The sequence below is a fragment of the Vibrio clamense genome, assembly GCF_050337905.1.
Taxonomy (GTDB): domain Bacteria; phylum Pseudomonadota; class Gammaproteobacteria; order Enterobacterales; family Vibrionaceae; genus Vibrio; species Vibrio cortegadensis.
This window is the reverse complement of sequence record NZ_JAKJTJ010000021.1, coordinates 300,097-315,825: the sequence shown is the minus strand read 5'-3', so window position 1 is coordinate 315,825 and position 15,729 is coordinate 300,097. Positions and strand designations below refer to the sequence as shown.

Annotated in this window: 19 protein-coding genes; 2 read left to right on the top strand and 17 right to left on the bottom strand. The window is 37.8% G+C overall.

Annotated features, from left to right (window positions below; genetic code table 11):
• Positions 1 to 13: 13 nt before the first annotated feature.
• On the bottom strand, positions 14 to 256 hold the full coding sequence (locus tag L4C39_RS09140; protein WP_371710992.1) for a DUF1289 domain-containing protein: 243 nt from the start codon (positions 254 to 256) through the stop codon (positions 14 to 16).
• A 228-nt stretch (positions 257 to 484) separates the two neighbouring features.
• On the opposite strand from L4C39_RS09140, the gene L4C39_RS09135 reads away from it, so the two are divergent.
• The gene (locus L4C39_RS09135) at positions 485 to 931 is read left to right on the top strand and encodes an META domain-containing protein (protein ID WP_429745471.1); all 447 of its coding nucleotides are present in this window, start codon (positions 485 to 487) and stop codon (positions 929 to 931) included.
• Positions 932 to 1,141: 210 nt separating this feature from the next.
• Positions 1,142 to 2,617: a diguanylate cyclase domain-containing protein gene (locus L4C39_RS09130; RefSeq protein WP_371710994.1), complete on the top strand. Its 1,476-nt coding sequence runs from the start codon at positions 1,142 to 1,144 to the stop codon at positions 2,615 to 2,617.
• 36 nt (positions 2,618 to 2,653) lie between these two features.
• On the opposite strand, the gene L4C39_RS09125 is transcribed toward L4C39_RS09130, so the two are convergent.
• The 16 genes from L4C39_RS09125 to L4C39_RS09050 form a co-directional block, all read right to left on the bottom strand.
• Positions 2,654 to 3,283 (bottom strand): OmpA family protein, encoded by a 630-nt coding sequence (locus L4C39_RS09125; RefSeq protein ID WP_261889156.1) that lies wholly within the window; start codon positions 3,281 to 3,283, stop codon positions 2,654 to 2,656.
• Entirely contained in the window at positions 3,276 to 3,674 is a 399-nt protein-coding gene (locus tag L4C39_RS09120; protein WP_371710995.1) for a hypothetical protein, read from the bottom strand. The genes L4C39_RS09125 and L4C39_RS09120 overlap by 8 nt, the downstream gene beginning before the upstream one ends.
• Positions 3,671 to 4,948, bottom strand: a complete 1,278-nt coding sequence (locus L4C39_RS09115) for a TadE/TadG family type IV pilus assembly protein (protein WP_429745468.1) — start codon at positions 4,946 to 4,948, stop codon at positions 3,671 to 3,673. The genes L4C39_RS09120 and L4C39_RS09115 overlap by 4 nt, the downstream gene beginning before the upstream one ends.
• Entirely contained in the window at positions 4,948 to 5,505 is a 558-nt protein-coding gene (gene tadF, locus L4C39_RS09110) for a tight adherence pilus pseudopilin TadF (protein WP_371710997.1), read from the bottom strand. The genes L4C39_RS09115 and tadF overlap by 1 nt, the downstream gene beginning before the upstream one ends.
• Complete coding sequence (locus tag L4C39_RS09105) at positions 5,483 to 5,968, bottom strand: TadE/TadG family type IV pilus assembly protein (RefSeq protein WP_113795988.1); 486 nt, start codon at positions 5,966 to 5,968, stop codon at positions 5,483 to 5,485. Before L4C39_RS09105 ends, tadF begins: the two co-directional genes overlap by 23 nt.
• Positions 5,955 to 6,731 (bottom strand): tetratricopeptide repeat protein, encoded by a 777-nt coding sequence (locus L4C39_RS09100; RefSeq protein WP_371710998.1) that lies wholly within the window; start codon positions 6,729 to 6,731, stop codon positions 5,955 to 5,957. Before L4C39_RS09100 ends, L4C39_RS09105 begins: the two co-directional genes overlap by 14 nt.
• Entirely contained in the window at positions 6,724 to 7,614 is an 891-nt protein-coding gene (locus L4C39_RS09095; protein ID WP_113795984.1) for a type II secretion system F family protein, read from the bottom strand. Before L4C39_RS09095 ends, L4C39_RS09100 begins: the two co-directional genes overlap by 8 nt.
• Positions 7,615 to 8,535: a type II secretion system F family protein gene (locus L4C39_RS09090; protein ID WP_113795982.1), complete on the bottom strand. Its 921-nt coding sequence runs from the start codon at positions 8,533 to 8,535 to the stop codon at positions 7,615 to 7,617.
• Positions 8,532 to 9,815, bottom strand: coding sequence for a TadA family conjugal transfer-associated ATPase (locus L4C39_RS09085; RefSeq protein WP_113795980.1), 1,284 nt, complete (start codon positions 9,813 to 9,815; stop codon positions 8,532 to 8,534). The genes L4C39_RS09090 and L4C39_RS09085 overlap by 4 nt, the downstream gene beginning before the upstream one ends.
• Positions 9,816 to 9,817: 2 nt before the next feature.
• Entirely contained in the window at positions 9,818 to 11,047 is a 1,230-nt protein-coding gene (locus L4C39_RS09080) for a CpaE/TadZ family protein (RefSeq protein WP_290271134.1), read from the bottom strand.
• A 7-nt stretch (positions 11,048 to 11,054) separates the two neighbouring features.
• On the bottom strand, positions 11,055 to 11,576 hold the full coding sequence (locus L4C39_RS09075; protein WP_113795976.1) for a hypothetical protein: 522 nt from the start codon (positions 11,574 to 11,576) through the stop codon (positions 11,055 to 11,057).
• The gene (locus L4C39_RS09070; RefSeq protein WP_371710999.1) at positions 11,573 to 12,901 is read right to left on the bottom strand and encodes a type II and III secretion system protein family protein; all 1,329 of its coding nucleotides are present in this window, start codon (positions 12,899 to 12,901) and stop codon (positions 11,573 to 11,575) included. Before L4C39_RS09070 ends, L4C39_RS09075 begins: the two co-directional genes overlap by 4 nt.
• Positions 12,902 to 12,910: 9 nt before the next feature.
• Positions 12,911 to 13,714, bottom strand: coding sequence for a Flp pilus assembly protein CpaB (gene cpaB, locus L4C39_RS09065; RefSeq protein ID WP_371711000.1), 804 nt, complete (start codon positions 13,712 to 13,714; stop codon positions 12,911 to 12,913).
• A 10-nt stretch (positions 13,715 to 13,724) separates the two neighbouring features.
• On the bottom strand, positions 13,725 to 14,159 hold the full coding sequence (locus tag L4C39_RS09060) for an A24 family peptidase (RefSeq protein ID WP_371711107.1): 435 nt from the start codon (positions 14,157 to 14,159) through the stop codon (positions 13,725 to 13,727).
• Between the two features lie 4 nt (positions 14,160 to 14,163).
• Positions 14,164 to 14,367, bottom strand: coding sequence for a Flp family type IVb pilin (locus L4C39_RS09055; RefSeq protein ID WP_371711001.1), 204 nt, complete (start codon positions 14,365 to 14,367; stop codon positions 14,164 to 14,166).
• 420 nt (positions 14,368 to 14,787) lie between these two features.
• Entirely contained in the window at positions 14,788 to 15,726 is a 939-nt protein-coding gene (locus L4C39_RS09050; RefSeq protein WP_371711002.1) for a class I SAM-dependent methyltransferase, read from the bottom strand.
• Positions 15,727 to 15,729 lie beyond the last annotated feature (3 nt).

The window sequence follows — 15,729 nt, the reverse complement described above, 5'->3', positions numbered from 1 at the left end:
TTTTAAACACTCATCAATCAAATAAGCGCTGCTGAGGACTGGTTTCCGTTTCAGTGCTTATCTTATTTTTAAGCTTTTGACGTTGATAGCGTTGACGGCATAACCGGATAACATTCAACTGCTGAGCAGGTGTCATGGACAGCCACTCAAACCGTTCACTACGCTTGCGCATGCATCCTTGGCAATAGCCTTTTGGATCAACGGTACAAACTCCAACACAAGGGTTAGGTACAGTAAAAAACTCCAATTGCTCCATATCTTCCCTCCCAAACTAAGTGCTCAATCTCATACACCATAAATATGACATTAAACGGATAAAGCTAATATTTACTTCTCAAAATACAATTTCCATTGCACTAAAATAATTTATAAAAAATAATGACGATATACTGACACCAAGATAACTTATTCCACTATATTGTTAATACATAAATAGCATAATAATCAATAGCATTTGCTAGCCATATTTACTGGAGTTCGTCCTATGAAGTTTAGCTCAAAAACATTATTCGCAGCAGTTTCTCTTCCAGTCATGCTATCAGCGTGCACTGGCAATGCGGATGATAACAGTATTGTTACAGAACAAGATTTGCAGCATCACCATTGGGAACTGACAAAAATTGATGGAAAACAAGTAAACTCTGATTCGAAAGTACCTGCCGCAAGTTTAGAAATAGGCGAAAGGATGACAGCAAACGGAAATGCCGGATGCAATAACTTCTTCGGCCAAAGCGAACTTGAGAATGGCAAGTTTCGTATTAAGCAGATGGGGATGACGATGAAGATGTGTCCTGAAGAATCGATGGCGGTAGAGAGTACCGTTTCTCAAACGTTATCAGATTGGTCACAACTGACTCTCACAAAAGAGTCACTCATACTCAAAAATGACTCACATACTCTGATATACACACTGCGAGACTGGATGAATTAAAGCCGAAACAGCATAAATAGATAATAGTTCAAAAATTGAACGGTCACTTTTGCAACATACCTTAGTTCATAATATACTATGGGCCCTCACACATATGAGTGCCCTTTTTTATGAATATGAATTAATGAAGTCGATAACTCAAATAACAAAATATATTTTTAGTAAATACACCCGCATACATCGTTCAATGGTGATTTTGAGCCCTTCATTATGAAAAAATTATTTAACTACCTCATTACGCAGTACATTATTTACACAATAGTACCTCTTCTTATACTCGGCGTATCAGCTCTGAGTTACACATTGATTGATAGTCATCATGATTATCAATCAGAGTACAATCAAACGATTAACTATCAAATAAAACAAGCGAGCCGAGCAATACAGGATCTTGATATTGTAGGGGCTGAAAATGTTGTTGGGAAGGTATCCGATCTCAGCTATATTTTATCTGTAAAATTAGAGTCCACAAAATATGATTTAGTGCTGTCGGAATTTATTAGCGACTCAATACCCGGTAAATCAGATAAAAAAAGCTATTTAATATACTCTCAATCTGGTGAGGCTATCGGGGCTTTAACCGTGATTAAAGATACATCACAGATTTGGAAAGATTTGCTCATTGAATCAGTGCCTAATATTATTTTGGCTATATTACTTCTACTTTTGATGTCGATGCTTCTTAGCCGTAAGGTGTTAAAAACACTAAAAGCTCCATTTCATGATGCTCAACGGTATGGTTTTTTAATCGCAAATGGCGATATTAATGCCGAACCTCCAATTCATCAATTTGAAGAATTCAACTCTCTTTTTTCATCACTAGACAATTTAAGAGATCGTTTGATCAACAGCGTCCATGAGCTTAAAAAAAGTGAAAATAGACACCAAGCAACCTATGACCTCACACAGGTATGCCTCTTTGTTGTTGACATAAAAGAGAAGCAAATCGTTCGATCTAATCGTGAATTTGAAACAACCTTTGGCTCTCTAAACAAAGTAAATAGTATTGAATTAAGATCAACTCTTCATGACTTTATAATCAAACTAGCAAATGGCAAAATTAACGACCAATATACTCTAGTAGGTGTCAATGGAGATAGACACTTTAAAGTCAACAGTGCATATCTTAATGAATACCAACTTGAATGCTCAGCTCTCGATATTACAGAATTAGTAGATGCACATAGTTACGTGCAAAAACAGCTTATTACTGATTCGCTAACTGGAATCAAAAACCGAGTCGGTTTCAACAAAAGAATAGAAGAGATTCAAGCAAACCGATTAATCTCAACTTCAATCATTATGCTTGATCTAAACGGGTTTAAGCCTATCAATGATCAATATGGGCACTTAGTTGGAGATTTCCTACTCGCAACTGTCGCAAAAAGGATCAATGTGACTTTAGACAAGATAGGAGAAGTCTATAGACTCGGTGGCGATGAGTTTATCATTTTAACGAATAAGATCTTATCCGATGATGAATTGACTCCTCTTGCAACATCATTAAATGAAAATGTTAGTAGGAATGTAAATTATGAAAACCACGAATTTTCAGTAACGATTAGTATCGGCAGTGCAAATTTCGTAGCGGGTAAATCAGAAATGTATGATGTGATACATCAAGCAGACTTGGCAATGTACCAAGCGAAGACATCAAAACAGACATATGTAATGGCTCAAAAGTAATAATGCCACAATAGAATGTGGCATTATCAGTACTACTTATTGTATTTCTACACGACGGTTTTGATCACGATCTTTAGCGGTATCATTTGAAACTAATGGTTCATTTTCACCTTTAGATGAAGTTGATAACGCGTTTTTGCTGATACCTTTCTTTACCAAGTACTCTTCAACCGCTTTAGAGCGTTTTAGCCCTAACGAAAAGTTGTAGGCTTTCGAACCAACAGAATCTGTATGCCCTTCCAGATTTAAGTTTTGATTATTATTTTTAATCATTCGCTGAATATTATCTAAAACATACTTAGATTTATCGGTAAGTGTTGATTTGTTGAAATCAAAATACACTCTAGCAATCACACCACCATCATTAATTGGTTTGAATTGCCCATTTGCAAGTAAAAATTCAGAACAATCAGAGCTAACACCCGAGCTAACCACTTGTTTATTAATAAAATCAAGAGTCGGATCGTACTCTCCCGTTTGTTCTATTTGATAGAAAGGCCCTTCATTTAAAATAACTCGAGTTCCTTTACCTACGGAAATGTTTTTTTCATATTCTACCTTATCACCACCGCAGTAGTAACTTAGTGCTTGATTATCAATATTATTTGCATGCGTCAGTGTACTTGTACTGAGTAATATACATACTGTGGCAAGTTTTCTAATCATTTTCATTCTCCAAAGACTCAGTAACAAGGTGGTTAATTAATTTTAATCCATAAAAATCAAGGCGATAATGCTGGACAACTTCGTCGTCAAACACTTCAATAACTTCTGGTATTTCCAGAGGCATAAATTCCGCTAAATAATATCCTGTTGTATCATGAACATAGGTTATTTCCCCTCGAAACTCTTTCTCTTCCTCTGCAATATCAATTATGAAAATTCTATCTTCTAGTGAATTAGACTTCCGAATAATACTATTTAACTGATTTATAGTATTCTGATGTTTCGGTATATCACTATTAATAAAAATATACGTTCTAGCCGCTCCTGCCGTCACATAGGATGAAAATAACAACAGTAACACAGCTGCTGTTTTACAAAATAATTTTATCACTTAAGGTGGCCTATCTCTTCTGTAATTAGCTCTAATATTTGGTTCAATATTTCATCTCGTTTTTCGGCTTTATAAACATTTTTAGCGCCAACGCAGTCTTGAAGTGCTTTGTTATTTTTAGGCTCATAATCAAACCCAATCACTGCCATACGAGCTCTAATTGGCTTTTTATCAGAAGACATGCCTGTTCCAAGCCCTTTCAGGATATTAATGCACATATCAGCGTCAACTAACTTCTTGTGATAATCTTTATATTTACCTGAATCATTACCATCAGAGATAACAATTAATAATCGCCGAGAGTTAACACCTTTACGTAGCATCTGCGCACTTCTAATAATAGATTGATAGGATGTTGTACCGCCACCAGGCTTGAATCGACTTACAGCATCATTAAAACTATCGAAATCAGACGTCAGGAACAAATCCTTAAACTGGTATTTATTATTAGAGCCTTTACAATGATTGTCACCTGGTTTATTGCCCTTTTCTTTCCACAAATTATCGACTGTTTTTTGTGCGTCAAAATAACCTATTGAGTAATAATCTTGTGACAAATCACACTTTTGATCCTTGTCATCACTACGATTGCTATAGGTATAATAATTAAATGGTGATATGGCAATCTTGTTATCATTACCATCTTCTAAATCGTTAAATCGTTTTAATTCAACTGTTACGTCTTTAATAATGTCGATAAGATCTATGTACTTCCGTTGACTGCTCCCACCCCATCCCCCATTCATGGACCCTGAAAAATCTGCGGCAAACACAACATCAACAGCTTCACTTTGATATTTCCTTGCTACCGCAGCACCAGCAACATCAAATGTTTCACCAAAACCTTGAATGGCATCATTACCAGGGAACCAAGAAGTATGTTTTGTTTTTGCTTGTACTTCATATTGGAAAAAGCGAGCTTCCCCCCTTGTTAAACCTTCCCTACATTCAGAGATTTCCTCACAATTATGCTTATATATTTTTAAGTCAGATACTTGAGTCATATCAACCATATATTGTTCAATATAATCAGTTGCAATTTTTCGGTTGGTGAGACTTCCGCTACCTGTACCTGTACTGTCTTTATTCTCAGCATTATGTGCAGCAATAGCGAGTGATGCCACTTCAGCCGCATCTTCAATTCTTGCTTTTGATTGAAGCGCTCTCGCACCGTCACTCGCTAGTGTGAAAATTCCGAACAAAGTAGGAATTAACATTGCGAATAGTAACGCTGCATGTCCAGACTGCTTACGTTTTAAATGCATAACCGTCATTACCTGCCTATCATCACTGAAGAAGAACTCACTCGCGTAAATTCCGTCCCGAGCAAATCACCAATCCAATTGTCGGTTTCATAACAAAAAGTAACGCGATAAAGACTCGCTTGCCTTTCCCACGACGTAATTACAGATAAGTGCTGTAGCTCAGATAACGGCTTACTGACATTACAAGTAATCCCGCCAAATCTATATTCTTTTTGAGGGTTAGGGGCACTTATCCCTCTAAATGTTAACTCTTCGACTAAAGCACCAAACTTAGTCGGATCATAGGTAGATAACGTTCTTGAAAGCGAATTCCCACCTATTGTCATCATCCCACGAGCTTCATTTGGCGTTATTTGATAGTCCTCTGAATACAACTGTGTACGCTCTTTTAATACGTTGACTAAAGAGTATGAAAGCCTATCTAACTTACCTTTAATCGATAGCTTAATGATGACATCACCACTAAAAACTATGAGCAGACTGAAAAACAAACCTACGATTGCAAACTCAACACTAAAATTACCCTTCTGTTTAGATCGTAAATTATTTAACTTCGAAAGAGTCACGCTCATACTCCTGTATCACAATAACTTCACGACTAAATATCGAGGTGCTGTCCATGAAATAAGTAAAAATTGAGTCAAAATCATAGTCAATTCGATAGACGGCGATCGAGGAATCTTTTGCTATACCGCACTCTTGGCTATTATCACCATCTGGTATAACACATGGATCAACCATGTTCTCAAGATCATTAACAGACCCTAAATACTGAATAGATAACCGAAAATTACTCCCATCGACCACTCCTGCCCACAGTGAATCACTCTTATTAATCGAATTTTGGAATGCTTGCATGTAATCACGGTCATGTGTTTTCGAGTCGCGAGCGGCTTCCGAAACGGCTAAATCGCCAATGGCAGAAACATAAGACATATAACTCATTTCCACCCAGGCCATACACATCAGCCAAAAGGCCATGAAACCCAGTACAAACTCTATAGAAGCGACACCTTTACTCTTTTTCATTCTCTTTACCTAAGCTGATAGGTTGTGTCTGAAGAATGACATCACTATCTTTTATGCGTTCAATGCCCTTTAATGCGGAAAAGTGCTCAAAAACTTCAACATCGTCATACTTTGAACCCAAAATAGATTTCACGTATTCAAAATTGCCCAGCTTTGCCATCGCTAAAGTTAAATTGGCCTTCAATTGATCATCCGCATCTTCGTTCAAATAGATCGGCAGTAATTTTTGTACTGCTTGTTTATACTGTCCTTCAATGATATCTAATACCGCTAGGTTATTTTTTATCTTGATATCATCATATAGATGGGTACGAGCAAGGTTAAAATACTCTCTTGCTTTGACGTAATCTTCTCTTCCGGCATATATCACACCAAGCAAATTCTCAATATCAGCATTATTTCTACTAATACTATGTGCTCTTTCTGCTGTAGTAAGTGCACGGTCATAACTTCCTAATTCATATTCGCTGTGCGCCTGTATCAATAACACATCAACGTCTGCATCAGTGGCCAAAGCTATAGGCGATATAATAAACAGAGCAGACTCTGCATCACCTGAATTCAAATATGCATCGGCTAATTTGACACGGGTTGCTTTGTTTTCCTTTATCTTTAGCTGTTCCTTATAGAGTAAAACCAACTGATCATAGTTATTAGTTTTTATCAGCATACTCTCTTTGGTTTTATGGTTATCCAAGCTCTTCGTTGAGGAACAACCAACTAATGTCACTAACAATACGCTTAAAATAATTGATCTATACACCAGACATCATCCTCATTACTCCAGGAGCCGCAATTAAAATTACAATCGGCAACATAATGAAGACAATCAAAGGTATAGACATTTTGGCTGCCAATTTACCAATCTTCTCTTCAATACCTAACATTTGAACTTCACGGATATCAGCCGATAATGTTGTTAATACTTGATAAACTGATGTTCCATATTGCAAACTTTGCTTAAGAGTCATTACGAAACTGCGCATCTCATTCGATGGAAGCTCAGCATATAATTCATCAAGAGCTTTATCCAAACCGACAATTCTAGAACGGTCATTGGTTTTATTTAAGAAATGACTAATATCTTTATCAAATCCTTTCATTTCTTTTGCCAAGTAACTCATGGCTGATTCAATCGTCATACCGGTCTGAACACACACCGCCATTAGATCTAACAAATAAGGTAATTGATTAGAGATTTTGTTTCTTAACGCCTTTGAGCGAGAATCTAAAATAGCATCAGGAACGATGATACATAAGACTAGCCATGTTGCACCGATAGCAACTAAAGTGGATAACTCAAGCTGTTGCTGGCGGCCATACCAATATATAAATCCTGCACCAAAAAGAAGTAATGAGTATTTAAATGGCATATAAAGACTCGCGAGCTTAAAGTTATAAAAACCAGCTGCATAAAACTTGCTAGAGACTTCTTCTTGGTTGGTAGAAATTAGAGACGATACTTGGTGTCCCAACTTTTCTAAAGTCGGCTTATTTTGACTCGATTCATGTACATTTTGATTTAAAGTGAATTTAGTTAAAAGGCTTTCACGCTTAGATGTTTTGTAAGCAAAAAATAGCAAACACAACACACCAAAACAGATTAGAACAAGAAATAAAAATATGTGTACTTGTGAAAATGGCACTTAACGAACCCCCTTCATTAATAACCATATAATAGAAATTCCAATGAATTCACTAATCAGTACGTAATAAAGAATCACCTTACCGGATGGGTTAAACATCACAAATTCATAGTTATCAGGACTCAGATATTGCAACATAAAAAGAAAGACAAACGGTATTGCCCCCACAATTTTAGCGGATGTACGAGCTTCAGACGTGAGAGCATATTTCTTTTTTTCTACCGCTCTAGCATTAAACATTAAACGGTTTAAACGACCTATAACCTCTTTTAATTGGCCGCCTCTTTGCATATTTGCACGCAAAGTAATAACAAAAAACTGAAAAGATGAGTATGGAAACCTTACGCATGATTTACGAAACACTTCATCTGGAGATTCACCAACTTGCAGGCGCTCCCCCATTTTTTTGAACTCTCTACCGACTTCTGAATCAAGAGACTTCCCAACAAAAATGATCGCATGCATAATACTTTCACCAGCACTTACCGCACTAGCAAGCATGTTAAGCGCATCAGGGAAAGATTCTTCAAACTGCTCTTTCTCACGCTTTTGTAGCCAAAGGTAACCAGCAATAAAACCTAAACACTCAACTATAATCACTACCAGTAGCCAGCTAACTCTGAAGTATTGGTTATTAAGATATGTACCTAAAGCAACAAGCAAACATGCAAATAGGAGTACTTTTGCTTCAGGCAATGCACCTAATTGTCTGCGCGTATTGACGCTAATTCTTATCACTCGCTGCTTTAAGGTTTCTGCAGATAAGCTATTCAAGTTAACGGCTTGCTTATCTTCATCCATAGAATCAATAAAAACTGTTCTATTGATCTCTTCTAAGTAGCTATTGCTTTTTTTTGATCGCGGCACAAAAACGATAAGTAGTAGCACCGCACCAATTATTAGAGCTAGCCAATAGATCATACCGCTTCACCCACTTTAAACGCTGAGTTTAACTGTTGCTCTAAGCCGAAGAATCGAGCTTTTTCCACTAAAACTGAACGCTGCATTAAGCCCGCTGTAACAAAGTTACCTTTAACTTTGCCATCATCGCCTTGCATAGGCAGCGGCTGAAATCTAAATATTTCTTCTAAAACAACATTGCTGCCTTCTAAACCAACAACTTCAGAGATACTCATGACTTTACGGCTACCATCATGCAAGCGACTGATTTGAATCACAATATCTACAGCACTGACAATCGTTCTGCGAATAGCTTCAAGTGGTAAATTATTAGTCGCCATCATCACCATCGCTTCAACACGAGCAAGCGCATCTCTTGGTGTATTAGCGTGCAATGTAGACATCGAACCATCATGCCCGGTGTTCATCGCTTGAAGCATTTCAAATGCTTCACCGCCACGACACTCACCTACGATAATCCTGTCTGGTCTCATCCGTAGTGAATTGATTACGAGATCTCGCTGGTCAATAGCACCCGTACCCTCAATTCCTGAAGTTCGTGTCTCAAGCCTCACAACATGTGGTTGCTGTAACTTCAATTCAGCAGCATCTTCTATCGTTACGATTCGCTCTTTTTCTGAAATATACTGCGATAATGCGTTTAGCATCGTCGTTTTACCCGAACCTGTGCCTCCTGAAATAAGAATATTTAAACGACAGCGCGCCGCTATCATAAGTAACCTTGTCATTTCAGGGCTCATTGCGCCAAATTCAGCGAGCTCAGTTAAGCCAATACTGTGCTTTTTGAATTTTCGAATGGATATGGACGTACCGTCTATTGCAATTGGGGGAATGACAATATTGACACGACTTCCATCTTGTAAACGGGCATCACAAGTTGGGCTTGAATCATCTACACGGCGTCCAACACGGCTTGCAATACGTTTTGCAATTTGCACAAGTTGATTTTCATCGATGAAATTAACCGATGCTTTTTCGACCAAACCATTACGTTCAATAAAAACATGATCACAACCGTTAATCATGATATCGCTAATTGATTCATCATCCATTAACGTTTGAAGAGGCCCCAAACCATGTAGCTCATCGACTAAGCTTTTTACAAAATCGTTGCGCACGACACTTGCAACAGATAGCCCTTGCCTCTCTATAAGCAGATCGACAGCACTTGAGAGTTGCTTGCTTAATTGATCTTTGGAAAGACTATTTACAGCTTCGGCTTCTAATGCTTCAAATATCTGTTGTCGAATCGTTACATAAACGGATTTTGACTGATCCATAGTTATCTTTTCCTAGCCAAGCGTTGAAAGATATTCTTCTTACTTTTAGGGGCGTTCTGTCCAAGCAATAGTGATGTCAAACGATTCAGACTCTGACTAATTGGGTAGTTTTGTTGATATAAGTGCTTGCCTTCTAAAACCATTGCACCAAGTTTAGGCTCAAATGGGCACACGATATCAATCGCTTGTCTCAAATACTTCTCAATTTCTTCTGTTGATACCGTTGCAGACTTTTCAGGCATGGTGTAGTTCAATACAACAATACAGCGCACGGTTGCCCTGTGTTTATCAAGGTCACTAATCACTCTAGCAGCATCTCTTAAACTCGATACTGTTGGCTCTAAAGTCAAAACCAAAACATCACAGGCTGTAGCCAAATATTTGAGGTCACCACGACTATTAGCTGAGCTCGAAAGGTCTTCAAGAATAAAATTGTTTTGAACGGCAAGCTCTTTAGAAAGGGTTCTTGAATACTCTTTTAGCTCTGCTTCAATAAGCTCATCGGAATCAATAGCAAGTACCGATAGCATGTTATTGACTTTTTTAGTCATGCTTGTCGCATAAGAGAGATCAAGACTGGATGACATTGAACCTGGGGTTACTGGACGCTTTTCAAACTGACTCAAACCAAGAAATATATCTAGATTTCCGCCAGAATAGTTATGATCGATCAGCAAACATGAGCTATTTTTTTTAGCGGAAAGTTCAAATGCAATTTCACAAGCTAAAAAAGTGGCACCCACACCGCCTTTCGCCCCCCAAATGGCAATTCTTTTTGCTGTGCGGTTCTGCCCCAATCCGCTATTACGCGTTCGGTTGTCGTTAACGTTTCTAACGAAGTCAATTAGCTCTTGCTTCGACACTGGCCAGAATAAATAATAGAAGCCCATCTCTTTCAAGTTTCGGATCGTGGAGATTGCATCTTCACTACCAATAACAATTACTGAAGCATGGTTAGGAAGTAAATGACTGATCCTCTTCATATCAGCAGTAACATCACTACTCATATTCAGCTCAACCAGTACGATTTCTATCGTCGATTCACGAACATGCTTACGAATCGTGTCATCACTATTTTGAAGAATCGCGGGTGTTACGATGCCTTCAAATCGAAATGCTTCTTCAACTAACTCTTTACACTCTTCACTTTGATGAAAAAGAACAGAGGTCAGTTTCTCTTCTTGCGCCGTGCTTTGTTCATTGTTTTTTAATAGATCAACTAAATCTAACATACAGAGATCACTTATTTACGTTTTCAGCATTAAGAGACTGGTTAAGCATATTTTCAGGGTTGACCATGGATTGCCAACGCGCGTTATCCGAATAGCAACCATCATTTGTTTCGCCATGATGACCAACTGCGGCATAATCACAGATAGACACGATGGCTTTGTGGACGCGTGTTTTAATCTCAAAATCGAAACGTTCACCAAAACCAGCATTCGCTTGTGTTACTGCGATCTGTTTTTCATCTACGCCATTCTTGATTAATAACGTTCTTGTTTTTTTCGCCCATTTTTGACCTAGTTTCGTTCGCCACATCAGAGTGACTTCTTGATCAACAATCAATTTCCAATTGTCAGTAATAAATTCATCCAACTCGGCTTGTGCCGCTTTATGCTGTTGAGGTTTAATTTTCAACGCTAGCGAATAAGTAACGGGAACCACATCAATTTGAGTACCCGTTCTTTCAGCTACATGCTCTGCGCAACCACTCAGTAAAAGTGTTGCTATAAGAATTACCATATATTGCTTAATCACTTTTTAAACCCTCCAGTAGCTAGCACTTCTTCAGCCCATTTATCACTGGCTTTTGTGTATTTTTTCTCGACAGCAAAAAAGCGTTGCAACGTCGTTGATTTTTTCATCGTTGGTAACTGGATTTGAGAAGGATGAATAGGCTGAACTAGATTAACCGTTGCGACTATAATCAGCTCAGTTTTTTTACGTTCTGTACCGGTATTGCGGAAAAGTGCGCCTAAAATTGGAACATCAGCGACATATGGAATTCTTTTTAACGTCTCTTTATCTTCTGTATTTAACAATCCACCAAGAACGAAACTCTGACCATCACCCAACTCTACCGTTGTTCGAGCTCTACGAGTTTTAAGTGCTGGCAAGTTATAGGTTTCATTAGCATATTGTGTATCTAATGAGCTCACTTCAGGCATCAGTGACAATTTGATTTTATCGTCATTCAACACTTTGGCCATTAACTCTAACCGTACACCAAATTCTTTGTATAGAACGTTTGTTCCGCCATCAAGGATAGTAACAACAGGTAATTCGCCACCAACGAGGAAGCTTGCACTCTCTCCTGAAATTACCGATAAGTTCGGTTCAGCTAAAATCTGACCAACAGTATCGTCCCCTATCGCAGTAATCACAGATATAATGTCGGATGCACTAAATTTCGTAAGCTGATCAACAAAAATCCCTGATGATTGCCCACTGCTGCCGTACTGAACGCCAACTTCTTCTAAAAATGTTTGTGACACCTCAGCAATCGAAAGCTTAACATTGACTTGTTTAGTCGACGCCACTTCAATGTTATTAACAATACCTTCAAAATGGCGTCTTTTCATAAACTCCATTTCATACTCATTTTCGCCAAGATCCCATTTAATTTGGTAATCTTCTGATTTCTTACCCATCAGTTCGCCAACAATGATATTGATTTCATCTTTCTCTTGTTCGGTTGCGACGACACCACTTAAAACGACCTGTTCACCTAAGTTATAGATGGTTACTTCAGCATTCGGATACTTCAACTGAATCTGTTGCTGGATATGAACCAAGCTCTGATTGATTACTAGCTTACGTGCCGCGAGAGTATCTCCCTCTTCATTGAAAATGAGTAAAGAAGTACTACCCAATTTTTTCCCGAAAACCACCACTTTTCTTTTATCGATAACTTGATAGTCAGCAATTTTAGGGTCAGAGATAAATACTGATGCTATGTCTTGATTTACTTTAATTGTATTTGCATCACCTTCCGCCAAGTTCAGGATTCTTTGAGCAAAACTGGAGGCCGAAAAAACCATAACCAACCCAGAGATAATAATTGTTCTTAGTATGCTTAACATTCCTTCGCCCTATTTAATTTGTGCTTCGCTTGCTCGAAATTCGGTAATCGATTTGAAATCAGCTAATACATCACCAGCATCTGCTTGTAGATCTGATGCCTTATATTTCCCAATCGATTTGTGTACTTCTAGCTCTGATATTCTCTTAGCCACGGTAAGTTTAGCGACTTGCTTACGAGTCAACTCCAGAATTAAATCCACTTCAGTTTGAGTAACAGCATTATGCGTAGCTTCCACTACTGTCTTTTTCACTTGCAGAACTTTGACTGCTATTAATATGGGGGTAATTGAAATCGTTCTTGTTCGAGCACTTTGTGCAGCGCCTACTTCAACAGAGGCAACAGAACCTGGAATAGAAAGTGCAAGAATATCAACCACGGTGCCATTTGTAATAACTCCGCCCACAACCGACTTTGGATCAACACTTATTGCGTATGGTACTCGTTGTGGTTGAATTATGAGCTCAACATAGCCATCATCATTCGGTTGAACAATCCAATTTTGCTCCGCAATACTATGTGCTTTACGCGTGGAGTTATATACAGAGCCAGCTTCAAAATTCAGCTCTATATCCTCAGAAATTCCGTAGGTATAGGCTTCGCTCTCTGGCATGAGCTCAATTGAAAAGTCGTTACGTTGTACTTTTTGCCCCAGTTCAACGTCATTCTTTAGACGCCAAATTTTAATTTTGATTTCTGGTACTACTTCAACCTGAACGGTGTCAGGTTCAGGTGTAGACAAACTGCCCGCTAACCCAAACAAACCGATTAAAATAGCTACCGCAGCAATGATAATAATAATTTTATTTTTCACTTCATTTCCTTTAAAGGGATGCCGCTATTCCAAACAAGCAACCAAGGCAAATAGGCACACCATAAGGCAGCCCATTTCCCATTATTTTTTTGTAATCCGAGCATTTCGCGTAGAGGTAGTAAGCCACACCTAATAGACTGCCTAATAAAGTGATAATAAAAAGTGTTAGAGGCAAGTATTGAGGAGCAATGGCTAAAGAAAACACCGACAACAGTTTTACATCGCCCGCGGCAATGATATTCAAGTTAAAGAGTATAAAACCAACGAATAAAATTCCGACAGCATAAAAAACAGATTCAAATACACCATGTTGACAGTATAAAATGCCACAAATTGACATAACAAAAAAAACGACACGGTTAGAAATCGTTCGTTTAGTTATGTCTTGGTAGCAGATAAACAAAGAAATGGCGGCTAATAGCAGCCACCATATATTTAATATCACTATTTTATTTGCCAGCTTTGCCAATATTTGTAGTGATTGTAGTCATCGCATCATTTAGAGCAGTTTTCAAGTTTGAATTGAACATTGCAAGAACAATTGCAGAAATCGCTACACCGATGATTGCATATTCGATTGCAGTTACACCACGTTGGTCTTTTTTAAATTCTTCAAGCGCAAGAGTTGATTTAACAAAAAGTTTGGTAAGCATTTGTGTAGCTCCATTTTATTTAAATTATACAGGACGTCATCCTGGTGTTTATCTAAAAAAATAATACCGCTGTTCTTTTTATGAAACAATACTTACAACATTAATTTGCACCACAAATAATGATAACAAAGTTTGACAATGCTCCAATAAATCCTTAAAAAAAAGGTTTTTTTTAAGTTTATGCTTGATTTTTTAATATCACACATCACATAAATAATAAAAAAACGCAAAAATCGTTCAAAAACCAGTCAATTTTCAATAATAAAAAGATTATGATTTTATATAAAGTTTTTACTCCATATTAATTTGAGCTTCATATTAATATCATCCGTTTAAAAAAGGCGCATCTTGATTTTCGACAAAAAATAACCATGCAATGAAAATAACACGCAAAACCCCTTATTTTAATTAAGATGGGGCTTAGCTTCGCATAAAAACCATAGCTTTTAAGCTGTTATCTGGGTTTATATCCAAAAACTCCGGTGGATTATTCAACCTAGTGCTGTACTTAATTAATGGGGCCTCTTCCTTCATAGAATTAATTAAAAAATCAGGGCTGACCGCTGGCGAGTTAACACAAGCTAAAACTTGACCATTTTCGGTCAATAATTCAGGTAAACGTCGTAATATTTTTTTATAATCTTTTGTTAATGCGAAGCTTCCTTTCTGAAAAGATGGTGGATCAATTACGATTAATTCGTATGGCCCTGCCTTTTTTATTTTTCCCCACGACTTAAAAATATCATGACCTAAGAAGCTAACCTTGCTTGTGTCATGTCCATTTACTCGGTGATTTTCACGGCCTTTATTCAGTGAGCCTTTTGCCATATCTACATTAACCACTTTATTTGCACCACCAGCAATAGCCGCGACTGAGAAGCCACAGGTATATGAAAATAAATTTAATACCTTCTTCTCTTCAGCATTATTTCTTACCCAGTCACGCCCAAAACGCATGTCTAGAAACAAACCAAAGTTCTGGTTTCTGCCTATATCTAGCTGGTATTTTAAACCGCTTTCAATAACCACTGGATTTGCGTTTAATTCACCAAAGATCACCTTAGATGGAGCACCGTCACTATAACGATGTTGAATTAGAATCGACTTACCTTCTCTTTTATTCCAAATTTCACTCTTTGTTAAAGCAAGTAAACCAGATTTCAACGCACTAAAAAATTCGTCTTCGACAGGTTTAAAGATATTCACCACCATCTGGCCTTGTAGCCAATCACATGTGAGTTGCTCTAATCCTTCCCAGTGCTGCCCTCGCCCATGGAAAATACGTCGAATTTCATCTGGGACGGTATGCAGTTGCTGCTCGATATGTTCAAAAAATACGGGTAGTGCGGTTGTTTGCATCTG